Source organism: Myxococcus sp. AB025B, assembly GCF_006518215.1.
Taxonomy (GTDB): domain Bacteria; phylum Myxococcota; class Myxococcia; order Myxococcales; family Myxococcaceae; genus Myxococcus; species Myxococcus fulvus.
Genome location: NZ_SRLW01000007.1, coordinates 14,131 through 41,041, shown reverse-complemented (window position 1 = coordinate 41,041; position 26,911 = coordinate 14,131). Strand labels below are relative to the sequence as shown.

Sequence of the window (26,911 nt, the reverse complement as noted above, 5' to 3'; positions counted from 1 at the left end):
CCGGACTCCGAGTGCACGTCCCAGTGTGCCCGCCCGCTCCCTCAGGCGCCAAGGCACACCGTGGCCAGGAGCCGCTCGATGACCAGCCGCCCATTGCCCGAGGACTTCAAGGACAGGTCCGCCTCCGCGCACGCCACCAGCGCGCCCAGCAGCTCCTTGCGCTCGTAGCCCGCGGCCGCCTTCATGCTGAAGGTGAGCGCCCACGCGTTGGGCATCTTGCGCCGGGTGCCCTTCAGCTCCGCCTCCAGCTTGGGGAACACCCGGGCCTCCACGTCCTTCGCGGTGCGCGGCGGCGTGCCTCCCGCGTAGCGCGTCAGCCACTCGTGGCTCTCCAGCAGCGTGCGGACGATGGAGGCCACCGCGCCCAGCAGCTGCAGCGCGTGCGTGCCCTGCCCCATCGCGTCCTCCGCGTAGGACAGCGCGCCGCGGAAGTCGCGCTTCTGGAGCGCCTCCGACAGCTCGAAGAACTCCTCCTCTCGCGCGTGGTGCACCAGCATCACCACGTCGGAGCGCTCGATGGCGGGGCCCTCCGAGTACGTGGCGAGCTTCTCCAGCTCCGACTGCAACAGGCGGATGTTGCCGCCCACGCGCTCCTTGAGCTCCTCCAGCGCGCCGGGCCCCAGCTTCTTCTTGAAGGGCGCCAGGAACTCCTTGGCGATGTCGGAGAGGTCCAGGTCCTTGTGGCGCGCGGCCACCTTGCGCTCGACGACGTGGCCCTTGTCCTGCGCCAGCTTCACCAGCGGGTTCTTCGCGTCCACCTCCGTGGCCGCCATCACCAGCGCGTGTCCCGCCGGCGCGCCCTTCTGGATGAGCTCGATGAGCGCGGTGGCGTCACCCTCCGGGGCGCTGATGCGCTCCTCCTTGCAGAAGGCCGCGGCCTCCTTCAGGAACGCCACGTCCGCCTCGGCGAGGTCGACGTTCAGCTCCTCCTTCCACTGCTCCACCGACGGCGCCCTGGACGCGGATGGGTCCAGCTGGTCCACGCCCCAGCCCGCGCGCGCCGCCAGCGCCAGCAGCCGCCGCGCGCCCTCCTTGCGCTTGCCCGCCTTCCACGCCTCGCGCGCCTTGGCCAGCGGGTCTCCCCGCCCCTTCTTCGGCGCGAGGAACTCCGGGTCCCTCACCACCACGACCTTGCGGCCGGGGAACAGCGGCATCGTGGCCAGCTCCTGCGCCACCTCGCGCGGGCTGCCCGCGTCCAACGTGACCAGGTTGAGGCCCACCGCCGCGTCGGGCACCAGCACCTTGACCAGCTCGTCGGCGCCCTTGCGGACCAGGAACTCCTCGCCCCACAGCAGGTACAGGGGCGAAAGCTTCCCGGCCTTCACGCCCGCCAGCACGTCATCCAGCTCCGAGCTCATCGGGACGTCTCCGTGAACAGGTCGATGAGCATCCGCTCCAGTTGCAGCCGGGGCGCGCCGTTGCGGGCCACCGCCGCGCGCGCGCCGTCGAGCAGCGCGTGGCGACGGTGCAGCCACGCATCGGACAGGCGCGCGCCCACGTCCACCGCCAGCTGGCGCAGGTCGCGGTTCGCCAGCGCGTCCTCGCGTCCCACCTTCGCCAGGGCCACGTCGCGCGTCCAGAGCGTCAACAGCTCCAGCGTCGCCTCCGCGTCCTCGCGCGAGCCGCCGTGCTCGTCCGCGAAGCGCAGGAGCCCCACCGCGTTGTCGCCGCGCAGGTTCTCGAAGGCCGTCACCACGTCCTTGCGCCGGGCGAGCGCCTCCACGTCCAGCGACAGCGCGCGGCCCAGGCTGCCTCCGGCCATGATGGCCGCCAGCTGCGCGGTGTCCGCGTCCAGCTTGCGCTCGGTGCGCACGCGCTCGGCGACCAGCTCCACCGGCAGCGGGCCGAAGTGCACCTTGCTGCACCGGCTGCGGATGGTGGGCAAGAGCTTGTCCATGGCGCTGGCCACCAGCACCAGCGTGGTGTCCGCGGGCGGCTCCTCCAGCGTCTTGAGGAACGCGTTCTGCGCCTGCACGTTCATCGCCTGCGCGGAGACGAGGATGGCCACCTTGCGGCGCGACTCCAGGCCGCGCAGGGCCAGCCGCTCCTGCAGCTGGCGGATCTGCTCCACGCGCAAGTCCCGGCTCGGCGTGCCCGTGAAGTCCGAGCGCCCCGCGAGGCCCCGCGACACGCGCTCGTCGTCCGGCATCACCCAGGTGACGTCCGGGTGGAGGCCGCGCGAGACGCGCGTGCAGCTGGCGCAGGTGCCGCAGCCCACGTCCGGCTGCTCGGGGCAGGTGAGCGCCTGGGCCAGGCCCACGGCCGCTCGCTCCTTGCCCACGCCCTCCGGCCCCGCGAAGAGATACGCGTGGTGCACCGCGCCGGAGCGAAGTGCCGCCTGAAGTGAATCAATCGCGCGGGGCTGTCCCAGCACCGATGCGAGGGTCATGGCGCGTGTATCCCCGCTTGCGCGCCACGCGTCAACCGCTGCCTTGACCCCCATGTACGCGCGGGAGAGAGTCAGGGGGCCTTGCTGCCTTTCCTCCAGAGCAATCTGTCCCTGGCCGTCGGCGCGATATTGGTGCTGGTGCTGCTGGGAACCCGGGCCGCCAGCCAGGACGCGGACCTGAAGCGGGACATCACCGGGGCCCTGCGGCTGATGGTGATGTTCCTCATCCTGCGCGTGGGCGCCTGGGCGCTGCCCGCCACCACGCCGCCCGGGCCGATGAAGGCGCTGCAGGTCGCCTGGATGCTGACGTTCGCCTTCGGTGTCATCCGCGCGGGCGTGGGCTTCGGCCTGAAGCTGGCCCGGCTGCGCTCGACGTCGGTGGGGACGCCGAAGATCCTCCGCAACGTCATCGACTTCCTGCTCTACACACTCGCCGCGGTGCCCATCGTCCAGACGCAGCTGGACCTGGACCTGACGGGCCTCGTCGCCACGTCCGCGGTGCTGTCGGTGGTCATCGGTCTGGCGCTCCAGGAGACGCTGGGCAACCTCTTCGCGGGCCTGTCCCTGCAGTTGGACAAGCCCTTCGAGGTCGGCGACTTCGTGCGCATCGGCGAGCACGTGGGGCGCGTGGCGCAGGTCAACTGGCGCTCCATCCGCATCATGACGTTCCGCCGTGAGCTGGTGACGCTGCCCAACTCCATGGTGGCCAAGGAGCAGCTCAAGACGTTCAACCAGGACCGCGAGCCGGTGGGCGTGGACATGCAGGTGCGCGCCACGTACGAAACGCCGCCCAACGTGATGAAGGCGGCCCTGCTGGACGTGGCGCGGGAGATTCCGCAGGTGCTGGTGGACCCGCCGCCCATCGCCCGCACGCTCGCGTTCGACGAGCAGTCGGTGCGCTACATGCTGCGCTTCTTCGTGAACGACTTCTCGCTCGCGGACGCGACCATCGCGGAGGTGCACACGCGCCTGTGGTACCGGATGCGGCGCGACGGAATCGAGCCGCCCGTGCCCCAGCGCGTGGTGCGCATGCGCGAGGACGCGGCCCGGCCGGAGCTGCCCGCGCACACCGTGCTGCGCCTGTTGCGCGCGGTGGACCTGTTCGAACCCCTGAAGGACGCGGACCTGGAGCGGCTGGGCCAGGAGGTCCACGTGCGCCGCTTCGGCCGCGACGAACACATCATCCAGGAGGGCGATGACGGCCGGACGTTCTACGTGCTCGCCTCCGGCGAGGTCAGCGTGCGCGCCGGCAAGTCCCAGTCCGAGGTGACGCGGCTGGGCCAGGGCGGCTACTTCGGCGAGATGTCGCTGCTCACCGGCGAGAAGCGCGCCGCCACCGTGGTGGCCCTGGAGGACTCGCTGCTGCTCGAGGTGGACCGGCCCACCTTCGCGCGGCTGTTCGGCGAGCACCCCAACCTGGCCCGGCAGCTGTCCTCCATCCTCGCGCAGCGGCGCACCCAGCTGCGCGCCGTGGCCCAGGCCAGCGGCGCCACCGGGGACCCCATCCCCGCCGAGGTGGGCCGTATCCTCGGCCGCCTGCGCCAGATCTTCGGCCTGCACGGCTCCCACCACGAGTAGCCCGCACCGGGCCCGGAAAGGCTGCCTTTCCACCCCGGTCGTGCCCGCCCGCCCTACCTGTCAGGGGGTGCATTTCCAGGGGCCTCCGGGCCGCCCCGCCCCCGAGGGAATGTCAGACCCTTCCGGTAGTCTCTCTTCATTCCCGCTACCGGAAAGGAAGTCGTCGACATGACCACCCCTCGTGAGAACCCGTGTGTCTCGGTCAACCAGCTCGGCCAGTACCTCACCGGAACGCCGTCGCTGCGAAAGCGCATCATCCAGGGGCAGAAGAACCCGGTGGACCCCCAGTACCTGCGCTACCCCGCGGCGGCCCAGGCCATCACCGAGTTCCTCTGCGAAGGCCGGGACGAGGTCATCCTGCGCTACCACCAGCGGCGGCTGCTCAACGCCCAGGCGGACTCCGACTTCGACGCGCACCGGCTCGCCCTGTGCGCGGAGGCGCTCCAGCGCTGCCTCGTCGCCACGGAGGACCTGGCCACCCGCGCCGTGGCCAGCCCCGCGGACCCGGAGCTCGCGCCCCTGGAGCTCGCCGGCGTCGCCGTGAAGGTGCGCCCCGAGGTCCTCCTCCGGGGCGTGGACGCACGCGGGCAGATGCGCTCGGGCGTGCTGAAGCTCTACTTCTCCAAGCACACGCCGCTCGACGAGCGCGCCGGCCAGTACATCGCCACCGTGCTCCAGCTCTTCGCCGAGGAGCGGCTGGAGCAGCAGGGGCCCGTGGACCCGCGCCTGGTGGGCGTCTTCGACGTGTTCGCCGGCCGCCTGTTCGTCGCGCCGAAGGCCCGCCAGCGCCGGCTCCAGGACGTCGTGCTCGCCTGCGAGGAGATCGCCGGCCGCTGGAACTTCCACTGACGGCCCGAGGGGCCCGTGTCCGCTTCCGGGACACGGGCTTCCCGCATCCGCGAACGGCGCGGGGCCCGGGGCGGGCCTCCCTCCAGGGAAGCTGGGGGGTTGCTTCACTCCAGGCGGGCTGGCATGGCCTTCGCTTCGGGGGCCCGCCATGGACTCGCTTCGTCAGGACTTCCGCTACGCGCTGCGCACGTTGAGGCACACGCCGGGCTTCACCCTGGCCGCCGTGGTGACGCTCGCGCTGGCCATCGGCGCGAACACCGTCCTCTTCAGCGCCATCCACCCGATGCTGCTCAGGCCCCTGCCCTTCCAGGCGCCGGAGGCGCTCGTGCGGCTGTGGTGCCAGCAGCTGGACTTCCCGCAGGCGTCCGTGTCCCCGCCGGAGCTGCTCGGCTGGCGGGAGCATGGCAAGTCCTTCGCGCAGCTGGCCGGCTTCGCTCGTCGGGACATGAGCCGCACGGGCGCGGACTCCGCCGAGCGCGTCCGCGCGGCCCGCGTCACCCCCAACTTCTTCCAGACGCTCGGCGTGACACCCACGCAGGGGCGCGACCTCCGGGACGAGGACGCGCAGCCGGGCAATCCCCCGGGCAGCGTGGTGGTGAGCCATGCCTTCTGGAAGAAGGCGCTGGGCGGAGCCTCGGACGCGGTGGGCGGGACGGTGCGGTTGGACGGGCGCACGTACACCGTCGCGGGCGTGCTGCCGGAGGGCTTCACCTTCCCGGAGTTCTCCGAGGACGTCGACGTGTGGCTGCCCAACTGGCTGGACCCGGAGTCGCACGGCAACCACTACATGAGCGTCATCGGGCGGATGGCCCCGGGCGTCACGCTGGAGGCGGCGACGGCGGACCTGGCGCGGGTGGCCCAGCTCATCGCCCGGCCGGGCGCGCCGGGCGAGAAGGCCCACGGCGTGACGACGGACCTGTGGCAGCGCTACCTCACGTCCACCTCGCGGCCGGTGCTGTGGGCGCTCTGGGCCGCGGTGGGCTTCGTGCTGCTCATCGCCTGCGCCAACGTGGCCAACCTCCTGCTGGTGCGGGCGCTGGCGCGGCAGCGCGACGGCGCCATCCGCGCGGCGCTCGGGGCCAGCCGGGGACGGCGCATCCAGCAGGCGCTGGCGGAGAGCGTGCTCCTGGGCCTCGTCGGCGGGCTGGTGGGCCTCCTGCTCGTCATGTGGGGCATGGAGCTGGTGCGCGCGCTGCTGCCGCCCTCGATGCTGCGCATGACGCCGGTGGAGCTGAGCGTGCCCGCGCTGCTGTTCAGCGTGGCGCTGTCGCTCGGCGCCGGGTTGCTCTTCGGCCTGGCGCCCGCGCTGCACACCTCCGGTTCGGACGTCCTGCCGCTGCTCAAGCAGTCCGGGAGCGCGGCGGGCGCGCGCGCCAACCACCCGCTGCGCAACGGGCTGGTGGCCGTGCAGCTGGCCCTGGCGCTGGTGCTGCTGGTGGGCACGGTGCTGATGGTGCAGACGCTGCGCAACCTGCAGGCGGTGGACCCCGGCTTCGACGCGGAGCGGGTGCTGCATGCGCGGCTGGCGCTGCCGGACCTCAAGTACGGCGGCCCCGACCAGCAGCGCGGCTTCTTCGCCGACTACCTCGAGCGCCTGCGCGCGCTGCCGGACGTGGAGAGCGTGGGCATGGTCAACGACGCGCCGCTGGGGGGCACCAACTCCAACGGTGACTTCACGCTGGAGGGGGCGCCGCGGGACTCGGGGCTGCGCTACGTGACAGAGTACCGGGTGGCCTCGCCGGGCTACTTCCGGGCCCTGCGCGTCGCGCTGCGCGAGGGACGCGACTTCGACGGCCGCGACTCGCAGAAGGGCGCCCCCAGCGTCATCGTCAACGAGGCCTTCGTGCGCAAGTTCCTCGGTGGCGGCGAGGCGCTGGGCCGCAGGGTCCGCCTGGGCTGGAGCGACAGCGAGCCCTTCCGCGACATCGTCGGCGTGGTGGCGGACGTGCGTCACAACCGCCTGACGGAGCCCGCCCAGCCGGAGACCTACCTGCCGTACGAGCAGTACCCGGTGCGCACCATGTCCATCCTGCTGCGCACCTCGCGCGAGCCCTCCACCCTGGTGGCCGCCGTGCGTCAGGAGCTCAAGGCCGTGGACGCGGAGCAGCCCGCGTACGACGTGGCCCCCTTCCTCGACCGGATGGACCGGCAGGTGTCCCGACCCCTGGCGACGGCGCGGCTGCTCGCGGCCTTCGCGGCGCTCGCCGTGGTGCTCGCGGGCGTGGGCGTCTATGGCGTCATGGCCTACGCGGTGGGCCAGCGCACCCGGGAGCTGGGAATCCGCCTGGCATTGGGCGCCCACCCCCGACAGGTGCTCGGGCTGGTGATGCGTCAGGGCCTCATGCTCACGCTGCTGGGCGTGGGGACGGGCCTGCTGGCCGCCTTCGGCTGCATGCGACTGCTCTCGGCGCTCCTCTATGGTGTGAAGGCCCACGAGCCGGGCGTGTTCCTGGGAGTCGCGGCGGCGCTGGCGTGGGTGTCGCTCCTGGCCACGTGGATTCCCGCGCTGCGCGCCAGTCGGGTGTCACCGTCCGTGTCACTGCGCGCGGAGTAGCGTCCGCCGCTGGCGGAACGCCGCTCCCAGGCAGCGTCAAGGCCCCGCCACGGGCCCGCGCCAGCTCGGCCGGCAGACATGGGGTGACTTCGCCCCAGCCCCTGCGTTCCACACGTTTACGGGCACCAGCGGACGTCCTGCTCGGCTGCCCTTTGACGCTTGCCGACGGAAGGGTTTAAGAGTCCGCATGCACTTCGACTGGACGTTTCTGGTTCGCGTGAGCGTGCTGGCTTTGCCCGCCATGCTGCTGATGGCGTTGCACGGCACGGTGGCGCAGGCCTCCGCGCCGAGCGCTCCGCTGGAGAAGCTGTCGAGTCGTCGCATCTTCTTCGGCCACCAGTCGGTGGGCGGCAACATCCTGGACGGCGTCAAGGCGCTGCCCAACTCGGCCCAGGGCGTGGTGCCGCGCGTGGTGGAGGTGCAGAGCCCCACGGAGTCGCTGGCCCCCGGTACCCTGGCGCACGCCATGGTGGGACAGAACGAGAAGCCCGAGTCGAAGATCGCCGACTTCGAGCGGCTGATGGACGCGGGGCTCGCGAAGTCGACGGACGTGGCCTTCTTCAAGTTCTGCTACATCGACATCAACGGGGCCACGGACACGCGCGCGCTGTTCGAGAAGTACCGCGTGGCCATGGAGGGCCTGAAGGCGCGCCACCCCGGCACCACCTTCGTGCACGTGACGGCGCCGCTCACCACGGTGCAGCGCGGCGCGAAGGCGTGGCTGAAGGAGCTGCTCGGCCGGCCCGTCTGGGGCGTGGCGGAGAACGTGCAGCGCGAGACGTTCAACGAGCTGATGCGCAAGACGTACGCGGACAAGGAGCCCCTGTTCGACCTGGCGCGCCTGGAGTCCACCGCGCCCGACGGCTCGCGGGAGACGTACGAGCTCAATGGCCAGACGTGGCCGGCCATGGTGCCGGGCTACTCGGATGACGGCGGCCACCTGAACGCGGCGGCCCAGAAGCGCCTGGCCACCGAGCTGCTCAACTTCCTGGCCGGCCTGCCCGCGCCCGTGGTGCAGCCTCCCATCCCCGCGGTCCAGGCCACGCCGTGACATGAGGCCGTTACATCAATCACTGTCGCGCGAGTGGGGGAAGCTCGTGGCCCGCCTGAAGTTGAGGCGCTGCCAGGAGATAGGGGACTCGCCCACGGTGCTGGGCCGCGTGTGGATCCACGGCGCGGGCCGGGTGCTCGTGGGACACCGCGTGGTGCTGGATGGCCGGCTGGCGCCCATCGAGCTGCATGCCATGTCGCCCCAGAGCGTCATCATCCTGGGGGACGAGACCCACATCGAGGGCGGCACGTCGCTGGAGGCGCTCAGCTCGATTTCGGTGGGCCGGGGCGCCAGGTTGGGGCCATTCAGCAAGGTCATGGACAACCAACACCACCCGCTGCGGGGAAACCGGCATGAGCGGCCTCCGTCGGTGCCCCTGGTCATCGAAGAGGGCGTGACGGTGGGCAGTCGTGCCATCCTGTTGCCGGGCGCGCAGCTGCAGAAGGGCTGCACCGTGGCGCCCGGCACCGTCATCTCGCGTCGGATTCCGGCGGGGGTGACGGTGGGGGGAGCGCCCGCGAGGGTGCTGCGCAGGGAGGTGATGGGATGACGTCGCGTAGCCCATTCGTCCGGATTCCCGAAGTGGTCGCCCAGCTCGAGGAGATGGGCCGGGCGGCCCGGCCTCGCGCCGAGCGCGCGGTGGCGATGGTGCGCGCGCGCTGGCAGTTCCGCGCCGTCCAGTCGCTGGGGCGCAACGTGGCGGCCTATGGGCCGGTGAGCGTGCACAACGAGGGGGAGATGGTCCTCGGGGATCGGCTGACGTTCTCCGGGGGGATGCTGCCCAGCTCGCTCGTGTGCCACCCGGGTGGCCAGCTCACCATCGGGAACGAGACGCAGTTCAACTACGGGGTGTGCCTGGAGGCCTGGCGCTCGGTGAGCGTGGGGGCCCGGTGCATGTTCGCATCGTTCGTGCGCGTGGGAGACCGGGATGGGCTCCACACCGCGCCCATCATCATCGAGGACGATGTCTGGGTGGCGCACGGCGCCATCATCATGCCCGGCGTGCGCGTGGGAGCGCGCTCGGTGGTCGCCGCCGGGAGCATCGTCACCCAGGACGTGCCGCCCGACACGCTGGCCATGGGCAACCCCGCGCGCAACATGAGCCTGGAGCTGGTTTCCCGCGACACGGGCAGCTGAGCACCTCAAGTCTTCGTCCCGGGCGCGTCTTGCTTCCCGCCCGGCTTGTTCCATCACTTCACCACCGCACTTCCAGACAGGACGTCCTACCGTGAGCATTCGTGAACGCATCCGTACCTTCATCGTCGACACGTTCTTCGTGGACGACTTCGGCGATGACGACTCCTTCCTGCGCAAGGGGCTCATCGACTCCACGGGGATGATGGAGCTGGTGGCGTTCCTGGAGTCGGACTTCGGCATCAAGCTGGAGGACAAGGAGCTGGTTCCGGAGAACCTGGACTCGCTGACGCGGGTGGTGGCGTTCGTCGAGCGCAAGCAGAACCAGCGCCTGCCGCAAGCGGGCTGAAAAGAGCGCGCCATGTGTGGCATCGCGGGATTCACCTACCCGGCGGGAGGGGGCGCCGGGGCCGAGGCGGGCGAGCGGCTGGTCCGGATGACGGCGAGCATCCGTCACCGGGGCCCGGACGCGCAGCGGGCGTTGGTGTTGAACGGGGTGGCCCTGGGCCACACGCGGCTGTCCATCGTGGACCTGGAGGGGGGCCACCAGCCGATGCGTGACGCGGCGACGGGGCTCACCGTCGTCTTCAACGGGGAGATCTTCAACCACGTGGAGCTGCGCGAGCAGCTCGCCGGGCGGTATGCGTTCCGCACGCGCTCGGACACGGAGGTCATCCTCGCGGCGTTCCTCACGTGGGGCATCGACTGTGTGCGCCGGTTCGAGGGGCAGTGGGCCTTCGCGCTGTGGGACCCGCGGGATTCCACGCTGTGGATGTCGCGCGACAGGGTGGGCATCTGCCCGCTGTATTACGCGGAGCTGCCGGGTGGGCAGCTCGCGTTCGGCTCGGAGGCCAAGGCGCTGTTCGCCAGCGGGCTGGTGACGCCGGCGCTGGACGCGCGGGGGCTGAAGCAGACGTTCCAGCTCTGGTCGCCGGTGGCGCCGCGCACGTCGTTCGAGGGGGTGCGGCTGCTGCCGCCCGCCCACTCGGCCCGGTTCCGCGCGGGGGTGCTGGAGACGTTCAGGTATTGGGACCTGGATTTCGGCGTGGAGCCGAGCACGGCCAGCGACGCGCGCATCCAGGAGGAGCTGGGCGAGGCGTTGGAGCGCGCGGTGCGGCTGCGGCTGCGCGCGGATGTGCCGGTGGCGGCGTACCTGTCGGGCGGGTTGGACTCGAGCCTGTTGTGCGCGCTGGCGCAGGGGCAGCTGGGCGGGACGCTGCGGACGTTCTCGGTGGGCTTCGCGCACGCGCGGTTCGACGAGCGCGAGCACCAGGCCGCGGTGGCCGGGGAGCTTCGCACGGAGCACCGCGTGGTGGAGATGCGCGACGGGGACATCGGCACGCTGGTGCCCGGCGTCATCTTCCACGCGGAGCAGGCGATGATGCGCTCGGCGCCCGCGCCGTTCCTGCGGCTGAGCGAGTGGGTGCGGCAGAACGGCATCCGGGTGGTGCTCACGGGGGAGGGCTCGGACGAGATGTTCCTGGGCTACGACCTGTTCAAGGAGACGAAGGTCCGGCAGTTCTGGGCACGGCAGCCGGCGTCGAAGTGGCGGCCGCTGCTGCTTCGTCGGCTCTACCCCACCCTGTCGGTGAGCCAGCAGAACGTGGAGCTGCTGCGCGAGTTCTTCGGCATGGGGTTGGAGGACCCGGGCAGCCTGGGCTTCTCGCACCTGGTGCGGTGGGCGAACAGCGGGCGGATCTCGCGCTTCCTGGCGCCGGACTTCGCGGCGAGCGTGGCGGACGAGGAGCCGACGGCGTCGGTGCTCTCGACGGTGCCCGCACACGTGGCCCGCTGGCGACCGCTGGCGCGCGCGCAGTACCTGGAGGCGAAGACGCTGCTGTCGGGATACCTGCTGTCGGCGCAGGGAGACCGGATGTTGCTGGGCAACGCGGTGGAGGGACGCTTCCCGTTCCTGGACACGTCGGTGATGGAGCTGGCGGCGCGCATCCCCGAGCGCATGCGGCTCAAGGGGCTGGACGAGAAGCACGTGCTCAAGCGCTATGCGAAGGGCCGTGTTCCGGCGTCCATCCTGGAGCGCAGCAAGTTCCCGTACCGCGCGCCCATCGCCGGAGCGCTGGTGGGGCCGGAGGCGCCCGCGTGGGCGAGGGAGCTGCTCGCGCCCGAGGCCGTGGCGAAGGTGGGTGTGTTCGATGCGCGCAAGGCGGAGCGGCTCGTGGCGAAGCTGCGCGCGCCCAACGCGGCGGAGAGCGAGGCGGACACCATGGCGCTGTTCGCCATCGCGTCCACGCAGTTGCTCGCGCACCACTTCCTCACGCCGCGCGCGCCGCCGCGGGCGGACCTCGACGCCGTGGTGCTGGAGGCGGCATGAACGATAGGAAAGCTCACGCGCTGGCCGCGGCCTTCCCGAGCCGGGCACACCCCCTGCGCGTTCGTGATTCTCGCGCGCGGGCCGCCAGAACGTCCGAAACAGTCATGCGCCAGCAACGGCGCATGCGCGCCAGCGGTTTTCACACGCGAACAGCCTGCGCGTCCGAGACCGCCCCGCATCAGGAACACCGCATGCGCGCGAGCGATCTTCACACGCGAACAGCCTGCGCGTCCGAAACCGCCCTGCATGAAGAACGCCGCATGCGCGCGAGCGATCTTCACACGCGAACAGCCTGCGCGTCCGAAACCGCCCTGCATGAAGAACGCCGCATGCGCGCCAGCGCTCTTCACACGCGAACAGCCTGCGCGTCCGAAGCGGCCCTGCGTCGGGAGGTCGCGTGAACACTCGCGACAGTCTCGCGCCTCGCCGCAACCGCAGATGTCCCGCATCAGGAGGATGCGTGGACACTCGCGCCCTCCCCGCGCACATCTTCGCCGCGTTTAAACCTGCCGTGCTTCAGGAGGTCGCGTGAGTGCGACGGACTCCGCACCGGTGTGGGTCATGGCCCACGCGCAGCGCACCCCCACGGCCTCGGCGGTGGACTCTCCGTGGACCCGGCTCACGTACTCGCAGCTCGCGGAGCGGATGACCGCGCTCGCGGGACACCTGCGCTCCTCGGGCGTCTCCGCCGGAGACAAGGTTCTCATCGCCCTGCCCCTCGGCTCGGCGGGCGCGGTGGCCGGGCTCGCGGTGCAGGCGCTGGGCGCGTGCGCGGTCGAGCTCGATCGTGAGACAGGCGCGACGTCCGTGGACGCCATCCTCGCGCAGACGGGCGCGCGACAGGCCTTCGTCTTCGGACAGGACGCGCGCAAGTGGACCGGGAAGCCCGGCCTGACACACGTGTATGTGATTCACGCCACGCGCCCACCGGAGCGGATGCTCCAGGCGCTCGCGCCCGCGACCTGCACGTGGGTGCAAGAGGACGGCGCGGTGGACCCCGAGGCCAAGGCTCCACCGCTGGACACCCTGCCCTCCACGCCCTCAGACGCCCACGCGTCCATCGTCTACACGTCCGGCAGCACCGGCACGCCCCGAGGCGTCATCCAGACGTTCGGCAACATCGCCGCCAACACGCGCTCCATCGTCGAGTACCTGGGGCTGTCCTCACGGGACAGGGCGCACCTGGTCCTCCCGCTGCATTACTGCTACGGCAAGAGCGTCCTCCAGACCCACCTGCTCGTGGGCGGCTCCGTCTTCCTGGATCCACGCTTCATGTACCCACAGGTCGTGCTGGAGGCGATGGCCCAGGAGCGCAGCACCGGCTTCGCGGGCGTGCCGCTCACCTTCGAGCTGCTCAAGCGGCAAGCCGGCGCGGAAGCCCTCTCGAAGCTCCGTCTGCGCTACGCCACCCAGGCCGGCGGCGGCATGTCTCCTGACACCATCCAGTGGACGCGCGAAGCCCTCTACCCCGCCGAGCTGTACATCATGTACGGCCAGACCGAGGCCACGGCGCGACTGAGCTACCTGCCCCCGACGCGGGCCGCGGAGAAGGCGGGCTCCATCGGCGTGGCGATTCCCGGTGTCGAGCTGCGCGTGGTCGGCGAGGACGGCAAGGCGCTCCCCACGGGCGAGACAGGCCACCTGGTCGCGCGCGGCGCCAACGTGACGCCGGGCTACCTGGGCGCCCCCGAGGAGACCGCGGCCATCCTGCGCGACGGCTGGCTGTGGACCGGAGACCTGGCCTGGCGCGACGCGGAGGGCTTCATCTTCCTGGTGGGACGCGCGAAGGAGATCCTCAAGGTCGGCGGCCACCGGGTGAGCCCGGCGGAGCTGGAGCATCAGCTCGCGAGGCACCCCTCGGTGCGCGAGGTGGCCGTCGTGGGAGTCCCGGACGCGCTGGGCGGCGAGGCGGCCTGCGCCGTGGTCGTGCTCCAGGAAGGAGCCGCAGTCGAGGAGGACACGCTGCGGCGCTTCTGCAGGGAATCGCTGCCGGCGCACAAGGTGCCCCGGCACGTGGTGTTCACGGACGCGCTGCCGCGAGGGCCCAGTGGGAAGGTGCTCAAGGCGGAGCTGCGCACCCAATATTCATCCATCGGTTCGTCGTGAAGGGTTCGAGAGGGGTCACACAATGAAGTTTTCCAAGCAGGTGCTGGAGCTGGACTGGGAGGCGAAGGCGGCCGAGCTGTCCGAGGGGCTGCGCGAGACGGTGCTCAAGAAGCTGCGCAAGCGCGGCCTCGTCGTGGCCATCTCCGGCGGCATCGACTCCGCGTGTGTCGCGGCGCTGGCCGTGCGGGCCCTGGGCCCCGAGCGCGTCTTCGGCATCCTCCTGCCCGAGCGCGACTCCAGCGGCTGGAGCTCGCAGCTGGGCCGCAAGCTCTGCGAGAAGCTGGGAATCAAATACCAGCTCCACGACATCGCCCCCATCCTCGAGGCCGCCGGCTGCTATCGCCAGCGCGACGAGGCCGTGCGCTCCGTCTTCCCGGAGTTCACCCCGGACATGAAGTGGAAGATCGTCATGCACGGCGACCGGCTCAACACGGACGCGGTGAACTTCTTCTACGTCGTGGTGCAAGTGAATGGCGAGGAGCGCCGCTTCCGGCTGCCGCCCCAGGCCTATACCCAGATTGTCGCCGCGACGAACTTCAAGCAGCGCACGCGGAAGATGATGGATTACTTCCACGCGGACCGGCTGAACTTCGCGGTGGCGGGAACGCCCAACCGTCTGGAGTATGACCAGGGCTTCTTCGTGAAGCTGGGCGACGGCGCTGCGGACGTGAAGCCCATCGCCGGCCTCTACAAAACCCAGACATATCAATTGGCCAGGCACCTGGGCGTCATCGACGAAATCACCAGCGGCGAGCCGACCACGGACACGTTCAGCCTCCCCCAGTCGCAGGAGGACTTCTATTTCTCCGTGCACTACTCGCAGCTGGACCTGCTCATGTGGGCCAAGAACCACGACGTGCCCACGGACGAGGCCGCGCAGGTGATGGGCCTGACGCCCACCCAGGTGCAGCGCGTCTACGACGACATCGACCAGAAGCGCCGCAGCACGGCCTACCTGCACTCGCCGCCGCTCTTGCTGGAGAAGGTGTCGGAGCTGGAGCCGTTCAAGCTCGGCTGAAGCACGACGCCGTGCCAAAGAGACGGGAGGCGCCCTCGCCTCCCGTCCCTCGCGAACAGGGCGACTACTCCTCCTCTTCGCAGACCTCAGCCTTCACCGGGATGTCCTTGCGCGCGTCGTCACGCACGTAGAGATACCCCTCGCGGAAATAGTCCTTCCCGCCCTGCACACGCATCACGTTGCGCTTCGCGTCGGTGACGGTCCACTTCAGCGTCTCGCTGGAACCGCTCGGATAGGCCACCTGCAGCGTCGAGCCGCCGCGGGCCTCGGACTTCACGGACTTCACCTGGCCCTTCAGGTCATCCTGGCCGAAGTCGATGAGGATGGACCCGGCCGCGTCCACCGTCACCGAGGGCGTGTTCGCCCCGCACCACTCCTCGATGAGGTAGCCCTTGCCCTTGCGGCGCACCTGGAGCCACTTGCCGGCCAGGGCCTTGAGCGCCCCGGACGACGCGGCCTCGACGCCGGCCGCCTGCGTCCCGCAGTCCAGCTCACCACCCGGCAACAGGCCCGTGACGACCTGTGTCCCCTTCACCACGCGCACGGGCACCACGTCCGGCAACGGTGACGCGGCGTGCGCCTCCACCTTGTCCCCGCTCACCACCGTGGGCCCCTGCCGACTCCCATCCAGCGGCTGCAGGCGCGCCTCGTTCGCCTTCACCGTGCACGTCGACAGCGCTCGACTGAATGGCCGCGAGAAGCTGTCCTGTCCGGACCACCCCGCCCCGCAGCAGTCCGTCCCAGGCCCCTTCAGCACCAGCTTGTTGGGCTCCAAATCCAGCGTCCATTTCCCCTGCGACTGGAAGGTCGTCAGGGCCCACGACTTCGGAGAGGTCTTCTTCTGGACAGCGAAGGTGCATTCACAGGCACCCATGCTCTGTCCCTGCGGAAAAGTTGACTCGTATTGAACGAGCGCCTGCCCATCGCCCCCCTCGAGCACCACGAGGGTGCCGCCCTGCTTGGCATAGACACCCGTGAGCGGCTGTTGCTGCGCGGCCGCGAGGCCCGCCCACAGACACAATGCCGCGCCAGTCACGAGTCCGTAACGCAGTGCATTCATTCGCGACTCCTTGTGTGGATTCACCCAGACAGGGCGACTCCTATCGCTCTCCGAACCCGGAAGTCAGGCCAAACCGACCTGGGTCGCCGCAACTCTTTTTCTCAGCCGCCGACAATCGGTCATCAGTCGTTCCCCCCCCCCTGTTCTCCACTCGTGGAGTGACCCCATGTCTCCTCGCATCGAGCGTCGCCAGCAGACGTACTCGCCCACCTCCGCACAGGCCGAGGGCCTGCCGCAGGGCCGCGACGCGCAGCTCAACCTCCAGCAGCTCTGGCCCTACATCGAGAAGTACGCGCAGAAGTACGGCGCGGACCCGAAGGTGCTCGCGGGCATCGTCGCGCAGGAGTCCTCGTTCAAGAACCACGGCGTGCACGCGGACGGCACGGGCCACGGGCTCATCGGCCTGGACGACAACGGCCTGCTGCCCTCGTTCGAGAAGTGGTCCGGCATGCAGGTGGGCCGGGGGGCGAACGCCAAGACGATTCCGCCCGAGAAGCAGATGGAGTTCCTGGCGAAGACGATTGGTGAGCTCACCAAGAAGCACGGCAGCGGCATGGCGGCCGCGCGCGAGTGGCACCGGGGCGCGGGCAACATGAACGACGCGCGGGGCTACGACTACCAGAACAAGATCCAGAACCACATGAGCCGGCTGTTCCCGGGCGGCAAGACGCCGAGCGGGACGACGGCCAACGTGCCCGACACCACGGTGGGTGGCACGGACACGTCGAAGCCGGGCAACAAGCCGGGGCTCTCGCCGGGCAAGACGGACGACTCGCGCACGCCCGTGGCGGCGTCGGACCGGGAGATCAAGAAGGGCGACACGCTGTGGGGCATCGCCTCCGAGCTCAAGGCCAAGGGCATGGAGGGCTCGCACTGGGATGTCATCAACCAGATCCGCCAGCTCAACCCGAAGATCACCGACCCCAACCTCATCTTCGCGGGCGACACGCTGAAGCTGCCGGGTATCGCGGGCAAGGACCAGAGCACCTTCACGCCGGGCACGAACAAGCCGGGGCCGGTGGACCTGAACCCCAAGCCCACGGGCCCGCAGGCCACGGACGGCGCCGCGCCAGTGACGGGTGACGGCCGCGTGGACCCGAGCAAGGTCCCGCAGATCAGCCAGTACAGCCCGGCGGGCAAGGACGGCTCGTATACGAATGGCCCGGCCAACTGCGGCCCCACGTCCATGGCGCAGATCGCGCGTGCCTTTGGATACGGCAAGGACATGACGGATGCCCAGCTCATCAACCACCTGGGCCGGATTGGCGGCACGTCGGGCAACGGCACGGACGTCAACGGCATCGCGAAGATGGCCAAGGCGATGGGCAAGGACGCCGTGACGAAGGGCCCAGGCGCCAACGTGGAGTGGATCGCCGACCAGCTCAAGCAGGGCAAGCTGGTGGTGGCCAACGGCGACTACCACGCGATGCCGCCGCACCAGAACGAGGGCCGCACGTCCGGCCACTACGTCACGGTGGCGGGCATGGATGCCAAGGGCAACTTCATCGTGCGCGACCCGGCGGACGCGAACGTGAAGACGATTACGCCCGAGCAGATGCGGCACTTCCTGAACTCCAACCCCAACGGCGGCTACCAGATGTCCATCGGGTGAGATGACCCGACTTTGGATGGAGTGAAGTAGGCTTCGAGCGGACCGGCACTCCGGTGAGGGTGTCGGTCCGTCCGCGTTTCCACACCCCGAGGACTCCCAGATGACGCAGAGCAAGCAGACGCAGACCTGCATTTCCTGCAAGAAGACCGAGGGCGGCGAGGTGGTCGGCTCCACCTATGTCTCCACGGGTGACAACGGGATGATCGTCCGCTTCTGGATGTGCGACGAGTGCGCTCTGCCGCTGGGTCCGGGTCAGGGCCCCATCGACATGGACGACCCGGCGAAGGCCGAGCAGCCCCGGAGCTGAAGCCGAGGGCCCTCGGGCGAGGAGCCGCGCGAGGGCCTGGCGCTCGGGGAGCCACGACGGGGTGGAGCGAGGTGGGCGCGACGGGGTATGGAATACGTCGCTGCCGTCCCCGTCGGAGAAGCCATGAACAAGCTACTGGGTCCCGCCTCCTTCGTCCTCGCCTCGGCCGCGCTCGCGGTGGCCCTCTGGGCCCCCGGGCGTGTCGAGGCGCCCTCCCCCTCCCAGACGCCCGAGCCCGTCGCCGAGCGGCCCGCGAACCAGGAGGCCCTGGAGCGGCGCATCCAGGCGCTCGAGGACACCACGCTGAGCCTGTCGCGGCGCCTGATGGAGCTGGAGAAGCAGCCCGGCACGGGTGTGGCGCCAGCGGGCGGAGGCACCGCGGTGGCGGCGGGCGAGCTGGAGCAGCTGCGCAACGAGGTGCGCGGGCTGATGGCCGGCGAGACGCTGACGACGGAGGGGGGGCGTGAGGCGCTGAAGGACGCGATGCGCTCGGTGCAGCAGGAGATGCGAACCGAGCAGCTCAACCGGCGCCAGGAGGAGTGGATGCAGGCGCAGGCGCGCGGGCAGGAGCAGCGCCAGGAGCGGGTGAAGCGGCTCGTGTCCGAGGCGAAGCTGAACTACTCGCAGGAGCAGGAGCTGACGCGCCGGCTGGAGCAGGAGGAGACCTCCCGCAACACCCTGTTCGACGAGGTTCGCGCCGGGACGAAGTCCGCGCGTGACATCCGCCAGGCACTGCGAGCCCAGCGCGAGGAGACGGACCAGGTCATGAAGGGAATGCTCGACGCGGAGCAGTTGGCCAAGTACCAGGTCATGCGGCGCGAGGAGCAGATGAACTCCCGCCCCCGTGGACCTCGCGAGGGGCGCTTCGGAGACCAGTGACGCAATGACTCACACGGAGGTCTGCGCTGGCAGGGACCAGACCTCCGTCGCCTCCTCGTTTCGTTTCAGACTCCAGCCCAACCGACGCAGGGCAATGACCTGCCGCTGCTTCTCGTAGCTCAAGACGTTGCCCCCTAGGCGGACTCCACGTCCTACCCGGGCGTCAATGCCTCGGCCCTCCCCTTTGGCCGCTTAGGGAACATTCATTGGCCGGTTTTGGGTGACCACTGAGGCTTTAGTCCGCCTCCATCAACCAGGCGGATCGCTCGCCCTTCAACCGGCCCGCCTCGTAACAGCAGGCGGCCGCTTATGGCTGCCCACCGAAGCAGCGCTCGGCGCTGCTTCTTCTTCATCCACCGCCTACCTTTGCCCTCGGGCAAGGCCTTCTCGCTCGCAGGTTTTCTGCGCACACAGAGCCGAACGGGAGGTGCCCCCTTCTCCCTCTTCCCGCCTGCTCCGCGTCCGCTTGCCCGCCAACCCGACCGAGAATCACGAACCTCGGTTTTGAGGGGGCTGGCTCTCATTCCGAGCGGCGCTCACGGTCGTTCTTTCAACCCAAGGGACCACCCGCATCAGGCTTGCACAAACAGACGGGCTTAGGACAGTGCGCAGGACTCTTTGGCTCAGGCCTGCCAGCGCAGAGTTCATCGCAGACGGGAGGACACTTCTCATCGCAGGCGGTCATCAAGCCGGCAACGCACGTCAACGCGAGAAGGATCAGGGTAGTTGTTCGCACTCAAGCACTCCATTCTCGCCAGGAACGCCTTTGCCTGGATCGTTGGGGTCTAGATTGTGATTCCAACCACAACTGTGAGCCATCTCATGAATCATCGCCTTGGCTTGGCATTCCGGGCTCATTTTTCGGCTGCACCAATGGATTTCCTTCGTTGGCTCAGCGCAGGTTCCAAGCTTCGCGTACCCTCCCAAGTCAGCTCGTTTGCCACAACGGATCTGGGTAGCGATGTCGCACGTGACGTGTGCATTCTCGATCTGCCTCAGGATGCACCAGAACAGTTCCTTGTCTTTAACGACACTGACGGTCTGTTCCATCATCCTATAGACCGCCTCCTCACTGGGGGTGTTCTCGCACTTCGGATGCTTCGAGTAGAGCCCGTTCGTGTCCGTGAAATACAACGCATTGTTGTTCGCGTACGCGTAAGCCGGAACGGACATCCCCTCCAATGCTCGCTTCTGAACGAAGATGGGGTTCTGCAGAATCGGCTCCGGTTGCAGGTACCTGCCAATGCTCGGGTCGTAGAAGCGGTTCCAGTTCTCGAAGAGGTCGGTTTCGACGTCGTGGTACTGGCCGGGGAGACGCAGCGGGGGCCAGAAGTGGGCGGCACCCGACTGGAAGCGACGGTACTCGTAGGCGGAGACGACGGCACCCTCGTAGGGCTTGGTGATGTCCGGCGCTCGTGGGGTGCAGGTGCAGGTCGGTTCGCAGCGGATGCCGTTGCAGTTGGAACCTGCGATACAGGACATGGCGGCTGAATTCGTAAGGGTGGAGCGGACGCCAGCGGCACCGGGTGAAAACCAACTCGTCCAGTTACGGCCCTGCTGATAAGAGTCGAGCATCGTCTTGACGACGCCGGTCGTGGCGTCGGTGATGCTGACCGCGTCCATCAGGTCGGCGAAAGGGCCGCTGGGGCAGTCGTAGGCATCGCGCCAGAGGTCAAGGGCATCGACGAGGACGCGCTGGCGCAGGGTTGTACCCGCGACGACGGGTTGCTTCATGACGACGCCAAAATGGGAGGTACTGGTGGTGTAGGGGTGAGGAGTTTCGTTGTCGACGCTGACGCGGTTGACGTGGCCGAGGGCGTCGTACTCGCCGACGCCGGTGACGCGGCCGAGGGAGTCGAGAGAGAGGACAGGCTTTCCGATGTAGTCGGTGACGAGGTGGTAGACGCCGCAGGAGGCGGCTTCACCAAGGCGTGCACAGTCAGAGGTTGCGTCGGAGAGATGGGCCCAGGAGGCGTCCAGCTTGCCGCGAATGACGGCGATGGGATGGCCATCAAGCCAGACATACTCGTCGATGGGGTGAAGGCCTGCGGAGAGAGAGGAGGTGTTGCCCTGGTCGACGAGGAGGTTGCGGCTGAGGTTGTAGAAGAACTCGTCCTTGATGCCAGTGGGATAGTGCTTGAGCCGGCGCTTGCCGAGAGCGTCGTAGAAGTAATTGTAAGTCAGGCCATTGACGTCGATGGCCTTGAAGACGGAATCGGTGGCTCCACTGGCGGAGGGTCCAGACGAGAATTCGAGGAAGAATGCGCTGGAGGCGGGGCCAGCGAGCCACTGCTTGCGAGAGACGCGGCCATCGGCATCGTAGGTGTAGGAGTAGCCGAGTTGAGCATTGGCCTGGGCGGAGATGCGCGAGGCGAGCAAGTCGGCCTTGACGCCACTGCCATAGGAGAGGGTCCAAGAGTTGGTGTCACCAGACTCAGAGACGTGGTTGCCTCGGCCGTCATGGCCGAAGGCACGAGCGGCGAAGGCGCCACCCTCGGTGGCAAGGGCACCCGTGGCGGCCGTGAGACGAAGCATGCCGTCGTAGGCATACGTCTCGGTGCGAGGAGACGAGGCGCCGAGGAGGCAGGAGTCGGAGCGCGAGAGCTGGTCGGCCTGCCAGGTGTAGATCTGCTTGAAGAGCGCACCGTTGCCGCTGCCGGGAGTGAAGTTGGCCCCGGAGGAGAGCGAGGAGACCCAGAGAGCACGGATGCGGCCCGTGGAGTCACCAGGCATGACTGGAAGAGCGGACGGGCAGGAGGAGGGAGCGCTGGAGGAGTTGTCTCCGAGGGCGTACTCGACGCTGCCGAGAGAAGAAGAGAAGTGGGTGCGGTAGCCGCGCAGTCCACCATAGGGCTCCCACGCCACCTGGGAGACGAGGGGCGTGAGGGAGGTCGCGCCACCAGAAGAGTAGGTCAGGACGTCGACACCCGAGACGCGGTCGGCGAGCGCTCCAGCACCGTAGGTATAGGTGACGGTGCGGCCATAGGGGTACGTCACCTGGGTGAGGTTGCCGTTGAGGCTGTAGCCGTAGAGCGTGTGGGGATTCTGGTAGGGCGTGGAGGGCGAACACGTGGAAGTCCCCACGCGCAGACGGACTTCCTTCACGACGCGGCCCCATGCGTCGTAGCTGAACCAGGTGCGGCCGAAGGAGTCATCCTGGAAAAGGAGCCGCCCACGGGTGTTGGCGAGGGCACCGCACGAGGCAGGGAGAGTGGCCGAGGCGTCATACCCCATGGCGAAGAGGCCCTCCGAGCCACCAGAAACCAAGGGGGAGAAGTGGGTCGTGGAGAGCATGCGGCCCAAGGTGTCGTAGGCGTAGCCGAGGTAGTCCTTGGGGGAAGCAGCGGCCATGGCCGGTGTCTGCTTCACGAGCACCTTGCCCAGGGCATCGTAGGTGAATCGCGTGGTGCCCGAGGCGATGCTGGTGCCAGTGGCAGGCAGCGTGACTTCCACGACGTATCCGAAGTCATCGTAGAGGTAGCGCGAGGCTTTGGTGGACGCAGTGGCAGTGGCGCAGTCCGTGGTGCTGGTGAGACCCATGTCCACGCTGATGGCGTTGCCGTGCGCGTCATACTTGATGCACGTGCGAGTGGTGGAGGAGCCAGTGGGGTGCTCATCCACGCGCACCAAGCGGTTGGCGCCGTCGAATTGATTCGCGACACAAGCAGGAGAAGTCGGCTGACCGTCAAGGCCCGCAGCGCACCAGGCCGGAGGCGAATTGTAGGCGATGCCAACACCCGTCTCATTGTCTGCGGCGTCAAAGCTCCTGGCTGAGACGAAGCTTCCAGCCCCGGCGCCGGTCTTCGCCCAGGTGGGGCGGCGGTGTGCATCGGCGGCAAAGGAGAGGAGCTTGCGTGTGTTGCCCGAGGCGTCGAGGAAACGCTCCTCCTTGACGGTGCCGTCAGGCCAGTAGGAGTACGCCACCTTCTCAACCCAAGAGGCGGCGGTGGGGGTGGAGGACTTGGCCTTCCACTGCAGCTTGTTGGTGAGGGTACCTCCAGTGCATCCCGAGGTCGTACCCTCGCGGAAGCAGAAGACCTCGTAGTTGCCTTGAGGATGGAGGATGGACGTCTGGTTCCCCGCGCTGTCGTAGCCGAAGAAGGTGACGACGTCGGGCTGTCCCGAGACGCGCACCGTCTGAGTCATCAGTTGCTCGTCCTGGTAGGAGAACAGGGTGGTGACGCCGTTGGCGTCCACGACCTCGGTGGGGTGACCGCTGGCGTCATAGGCGTTGTAGAAGGTCTCAAGAGGAGCTCCTGAGAGGCCCGCGGGGTACGAGGCCACCTTCTGGAGTTGGTTGCGGCGAGGCGTCGTCTCGGAGTCGGCCCAGTAGTAGCTGCGCGTGACGGGGAAGGTGGTGCCAGAGACGCAGTCGGTGGCAGCCTCGCTGGGGACGATGCAGGGGCCGCGCTTCTCAAGAGTGCGGCCGAGGGGGTCTGGAGTGGACTCGCCGGTGCGGGTCGTGAGGAAGAAGGTGGCGACCCAGCGCTGCTGGCTGCTCCAGGTGCCAGCGGCGGCGTTGAAGACGCGAGTCCAACCGGACTGGATGGTGGCTGCCCTCCGCCCGGAGGAGTCATAGCGGTGGAAGGTGCGGGCCTTCTGACCCGAGGCCCCAATGACGCTGGGCTTCTCGGCGGTGGCGATGAGCTGCTCCCCGTTGGGGCCGTAGGTATAGGAGAAGGTCTCCTCCTCTAGGGCACCGGTGCCCGTCATGTCGGTAGCGCCCTTCTTGACGCTCGTCATCTCGAGGATCGATGCAGGGATACCGGTGCCAGAGGCGGGCGAGGCGTGTGTGTAGACCTCCCAGAAGTCGCGCTTGTTCTTGCGAGCCCGCTCGTGGGCAGGAACGCCAGCAGAGGCGCATTCCCACTCGTAGCGCTCGGTGCCAGGGCTGCACGCGCCCAACGTGCCGCAGGAATCCGTCGTCTGGTAGAGACGGGGCGAGTTCGTCTGGTCGGTGTTGGCGAGGGTCTTGATTGTCCGAAGAAAGCCCGGGGCTCCCGCGACACCGTCTCCGCGGCCGGCGGTGGTATCCGTGGTGGTCACCGCCTGGGGCTGAATCCCGCAGCAGTCGCTGCCCGACTCGCAGGAGGAAGTCGAGGGAACGCCAATCGTCAACTGCCCGCCAGGGGAACTCGCGGTGGTCACGGAGCCATTGGCACCGTAGTCATGGCGAGTCACCAACATGTTGCCTACAGAGGACGTCAGGGCGGCGCCGGAGTAGGTGTAGCCGAAGACCTTGCTGCCCAGGGTGGCCTGGGCGACAAGGCCTGGTCGCTCCACGCTGCCGGAGTCTTGGGCATAGGAATAGATGACAGAAGGACTGGATTCACCCCGGCGCGTCACGCTGCGCACGACGCACTCCGAGGCACCATGGACGGACGTCAGTTGCGCATACTGGAAGTCGAGAGCACCCGAGGGAGTGGTGATGGATGAGAGGTAGGGGACGCCGGCCGCGCTGCCAGGGGCTCCGGAGGGACAGGTGAGACCGGAAGGGGCCGAGTAGCTGTGAGAGGCCTGCAGGATTCCGGATGGCGAGACAATCCGGCTCAAGAAGAAGCGTTCCTGGCTGTCGGTGCCAACGTGCTTCGCCTCGAAGTGGAACTTGCGGCCGGTGGTGTCCAACAAGCTGAATCCGAGGGTCGTGCGCTGAAGGCGCTCACGCTTGTTGAGAGAACCTCCGAGGGCGGTGGCGGTGCAAGTCGCTCCGGCGCAGGGGATGAATCGGATGACCGCGCCGGTGCCCTTGACGACAACCCACTTGGAGGACCCGACGAAGACGAAGTTATAGTGGTTGTGCCACCAGTTGAGGGACTGGGCCTGGGCAGCGCTGCTGCCGAAGGGCTTGGGGACGGACTTCACCAGCTTCTCAAGCAGCCATGCGGAGTCGGAGGAGGTGTAGTGGCGCGTGAGCTTCACCGTGTCGCCGCTGTTGTTGAGGCTGAGGTCCGTCTCATTGATGCGGCTCTCCCCGGTAGCGGCGTTGACGGGGGAACCCTCGTTGCCGGGGGAGCCAGTGGCAGGCAGCGGTTCGTCGTTGGGGCCGCACCGGCAACCGCTATCACCGCAGTCAAGCGGCGGCTTGTTGCACCCATCTGTGCAGGTTGTCTCTGGAAGGCCGGCACTGGTGCACTCTACGGGGGCGCCCTGGGAGTCCTTGAGGGAGCGAGAGCAGCACTTGGCACGCCAGAGGCCGGAGACATAGACGGGTTCGCTGGCGAAGTTGCAATAGGGGTTGTCGCTGCAACTGGTTGCGTCGGAACAGGCGTACTCATCGCCGCATGCGCATCGGATTTCGACGTTCCCGGTTCCGCATGAGTAGCTGAAACCGCTGCAGGCCCCCTGGGCCTGGCTGGTGGTGGGCAGTAGCCCCAGGAATAGGAATAGTGCGAGGAAGCAGCCTCGAGGAAGCACGGAAGGTCTCCATCCGTCTGACGGAGAGTAGGCTCTCACGACAGCGGTGACAGGTTGAATGGGAAGGGGAAGCGAAAGAGTAAGTCCGGAGCGGAGGACTCAGGGCTGGGGCGAGGCAACGTCGCTGGGGGGACTCCAACCAGCCGGCGGCACGCAGAATCGCTCCGCCGAGGAGGGGAGGAACTGGTTGCAGTTCCATTTCGGAGGACAGTGCTGTGGTTTCTCGCAGGAGCGGCTACAGGCGTAGCCTGCTTGAGAGGAGTCTCTACGGGCCGCCACACGAAGGCACAAACCCGAGGCGCAGTCTGAGTGCTCACCTTGAGTGCAATCGCCACCAAGCGGAAGCTGTCCGGTTCCAGCTTTCGTTGCCCTGTGCTCGGTTAGGATGGGGGGCGCCTCGTCGGCGCGGTCCTGTTCCGGATGCTCAGTCTTTTCGCAACCTGCAAGCGCGAAAAACAAACAAAAGAAAAACAATCGATGACCACTGCCACGCACTTGCATGTCCACTCTCTCAATTTTCGAGCATCTAAACTCAAACCTGGGGCGAGGGGTCAATGTTTTTCTGTGAAGCGGTTGCCCCACGCAATGCAAGCGGCTCAATTCTAGAGGGCAGGTCCCCTTTTTGTTGTTGAGCGAAGTGGTTGATGGAGAGCGCGGTCGCGACGAGCGTTGGTTGCCGGAAAGGAATATTGCAGTCCACACGGACTCCAGCAGCGAGCCGGATTCTAGCGCGCCGCGCTGCGTGAAGCCATCCACGGAGCTCTGAGAGGACGGGGCGCGGTGTCTGGGGTTGATTAGAGCAGGGACATGCCGAGGTAGCGGCGGTCATCCCAGACGTCGGAGACTTCAAGTGCGACGGCGATGATGAGAGGCGCAGGGCGCTGTCTAGGTCCGGAACGGCGCCGACGCCGCCAATGCGGCGATTGACCTCGCCGTGAAGTCGCTCCAGGCCGGAGCCTCGAAGATGCTTTGCCCAGCCGTCCTCTCTGCCTCCAGGGGGCCTTGGCGAGCACGTTGCGGATGCGGATGAGGCGCACAAAACTATATTATTGAGGTGACGGTGCGGCAGCGTTCCGCTGGCAGTCGCTCCCGCGCCCGCGCAAGCTCTGCGTCCACGACATCGGGGCAGGTTCACAGCCCGCAGAAGCGAACTGCGCTTGAGCCAGGACACAGCATGCTCGCGAAACGATGCCATCCTTGCTGGTGGCCACGTCTACTGCTTTAGCTCAGGCGGCATCCGGCGCGGGTCGCAAGCAATCCCCGGGCACCCTTTGCTGTCGCCGCAGCTCCCATCGCAGCACGGGTACTGACCTGCCGGGCAGACCGTGCGCCCCGCGTCCACTTCCGGCTCCACCACCCTGGGGCGCTCCTTCGGCTCCGGCGCGTCCGCCGACGCGGGGGCCTCCGTGCCAGGCGCCGTCACCGCCTCGGGCGCCGAGGCGGCGTCACGACGCTGCTCCTCCCCTCCCCCCTTGCACCCGAGCGCCCACACCATCGCGACACAGCCCGTCCAGCGCAGGGCCTGATTCCACGTCCTGGTCATCCGCATCCTCGCTTCCTACCCGAGCACTTCCAGCACGGGCCCGTGGAAAAACAAGGGGCGGCCCCGGAAGACCTCCCGGGACCGCCCC

At 68.4% G+C, this 26,911-nt stretch carries 19 protein-coding genes and 1 pseudogene; 14 read left to right on the top strand and 6 right to left on the bottom strand.

The genetic code is table 11. From position 1 onward, the window contains the following. Positions 1-41: 41 nt before the first annotated feature. Positions 42-1,358 (bottom strand): DNA polymerase III subunit delta, encoded by a 1,317-nt coding sequence (holA, locus tag FL311_RS02340; RefSeq protein WP_141323157.1) that lies wholly within the window; start codon positions 1,356-1,358, stop codon positions 42-44. Continuing rightward, entirely contained in the window at positions 1,355-2,389 is a 1,035-nt protein-coding gene (holB, locus tag FL311_RS02335) for a DNA polymerase III subunit delta' (protein WP_141323156.1), read from the bottom strand. The genes holA and holB overlap by 4 nt, the downstream gene beginning before the upstream one ends. An 81-nt stretch (positions 2,390-2,470) precedes the next feature. On the opposite strand from holB, the gene FL311_RS02330 reads away from it, so the two are divergent. From FL311_RS02330 to nadE, 11 genes are all read left to right on the top strand, one after another. Further along, a complete protein-coding gene (locus tag FL311_RS02330) occupies positions 2,471-3,967 on the top strand; it encodes a mechanosensitive ion channel family protein (protein ID WP_141323155.1) in 1,497 nt (498 codons plus the stop codon). A gap of 168 nt (positions 3,968-4,135) precedes the next feature. Next, entirely contained in the window at positions 4,136-4,816 is a 681-nt protein-coding gene (locus FL311_RS02325) for a hypothetical protein (protein ID WP_141323154.1), read from the top strand. 148 nt (positions 4,817-4,964) lie between these two features. Continuing rightward, entirely contained in the window at positions 4,965-7,370 is a 2,406-nt protein-coding gene (locus FL311_RS02320; RefSeq protein WP_141323153.1) for an ABC transporter permease, read from the top strand. A gap of 187 nt (positions 7,371-7,557) precedes the next feature. After that, positions 7,558-8,421: a hypothetical protein gene (locus tag FL311_RS02315; RefSeq protein WP_141323152.1), complete on the top strand. Its 864-nt coding sequence runs from the start codon at positions 7,558-7,560 to the stop codon at positions 8,419-8,421. Between the two features lie 46 nt (positions 8,422-8,467). Next, positions 8,468-8,971 (top strand): DapH/DapD/GlmU-related protein, encoded by a 504-nt coding sequence (locus FL311_RS02310; RefSeq protein ID WP_228556629.1) that lies wholly within the window; start codon positions 8,468-8,470, stop codon positions 8,969-8,971. Next, the gene (locus FL311_RS02305) at positions 8,968-9,558 is read left to right on the top strand and encodes a DapH/DapD/GlmU-related protein (RefSeq protein WP_141323150.1); all 591 of its coding nucleotides are present in this window, start codon (positions 8,968-8,970) and stop codon (positions 9,556-9,558) included. Before FL311_RS02310 ends, FL311_RS02305 begins: the two co-directional genes overlap by 4 nt. Positions 9,559-9,649: 91 nt before the next feature. Beyond that, positions 9,650-9,904, top strand: a complete 255-nt coding sequence (locus FL311_RS02300) for an acyl carrier protein (protein WP_141323149.1) — start codon at positions 9,650-9,652, stop codon at positions 9,902-9,904. A gap of 12 nt (positions 9,905-9,916) precedes the next feature. Further along, positions 9,917-11,884, top strand: a complete 1,968-nt coding sequence (gene asnB, locus FL311_RS02295; RefSeq protein WP_141323148.1) for an asparagine synthase (glutamine-hydrolyzing) — start codon at positions 9,917-9,919, stop codon at positions 11,882-11,884. Then, positions 11,881-12,285 carry a hypothetical protein gene (locus FL311_RS02290; protein ID WP_141323147.1) on the top strand — a complete coding sequence of 135 codons (405 nt, stop codon included), beginning with the start codon at positions 11,881-11,883 and terminating at the stop codon, positions 12,283-12,285. The genes asnB and FL311_RS02290 overlap by 4 nt, the downstream gene beginning before the upstream one ends. 127 nt (positions 12,286-12,412) lie before the next feature. Further along, complete coding sequence (locus FL311_RS02285; protein ID WP_228556628.1) at positions 12,413-13,990, top strand: class I adenylate-forming enzyme family protein; 1,578 nt, start codon at positions 12,413-12,415, stop codon at positions 13,988-13,990. A 22-nt stretch (positions 13,991-14,012) separates the two neighbouring features. Further along, positions 14,013-15,008 (top strand): NAD(+) synthase, encoded by a 996-nt coding sequence (nadE, locus tag FL311_RS02280; RefSeq protein WP_141323146.1) that lies wholly within the window; start codon positions 14,013-14,015, stop codon positions 15,006-15,008. A 64-nt stretch (positions 15,009-15,072) separates the two neighbouring features. Here nadE and FL311_RS02275 read toward each other — a convergent pair whose 3' ends face one another. Continuing rightward, the gene (locus FL311_RS02275; protein WP_141323145.1) at positions 15,073-16,068 is read right to left on the bottom strand and encodes a hypothetical protein; all 996 of its coding nucleotides are present in this window, start codon (positions 16,066-16,068) and stop codon (positions 15,073-15,075) included. Positions 16,069-16,234: 166 nt separating this feature from the next. Between FL311_RS02275 and FL311_RS02270 the strand changes: the two genes are divergently transcribed. The 3 genes from FL311_RS02270 (at position 16,235) to FL311_RS02260 (ending at position 18,866) form a co-directional block, all read left to right on the top strand. Continuing rightward, a complete protein-coding gene (locus FL311_RS02270; protein WP_141323144.1) occupies positions 16,235-17,680 on the top strand; it encodes a C39 family peptidase in 1,446 nt (481 codons plus the stop codon). A gap of 100 nt (positions 17,681-17,780) precedes the next feature. After that, positions 17,781-17,987 carry a hypothetical protein gene (locus tag FL311_RS02265; protein WP_046713034.1) on the top strand — a complete coding sequence of 69 codons (207 nt, stop codon included), beginning with the start codon at positions 17,781-17,783 and terminating at the stop codon, positions 17,985-17,987. A gap of 123 nt (positions 17,988-18,110) precedes the next feature. Continuing rightward, complete coding sequence (locus FL311_RS02260) at positions 18,111-18,866, top strand: hypothetical protein (protein WP_141323143.1); 756 nt, start codon at positions 18,111-18,113, stop codon at positions 18,864-18,866. A gap of 717 nt (positions 18,867-19,583) precedes the next feature. Here the strand turns inward: FL311_RS02260 and FL311_RS02255 are convergent. The 3 genes and pseudogenes from FL311_RS02255 to FL311_RS02250 all read right to left on the bottom strand — a co-directional run bounded on the left by FL311_RS02255 (position 19,584) and on the right by FL311_RS02250 (position 26,829). Continuing rightward, positions 19,584-24,785, bottom strand: a complete 5,202-nt coding sequence (locus FL311_RS02255) for an RHS repeat-associated core domain-containing protein (protein WP_141323142.1) — start codon at positions 24,783-24,785, stop codon at positions 19,584-19,586. A 1,289-nt stretch (positions 24,786-26,074) separates the two neighbouring features. Next, positions 26,075-26,235, bottom strand: a pseudogene (locus tag FL311_RS44890) (IS256 family transposase); the annotation flags it as partial. A gap of 258 nt (positions 26,236-26,493) precedes the next feature. Further along, complete coding sequence (locus tag FL311_RS02250; RefSeq protein ID WP_194869011.1) at positions 26,494-26,829, bottom strand: hypothetical protein; 336 nt, start codon at positions 26,827-26,829, stop codon at positions 26,494-26,496. Positions 26,830-26,911: the final 82 nt, after the last annotated feature.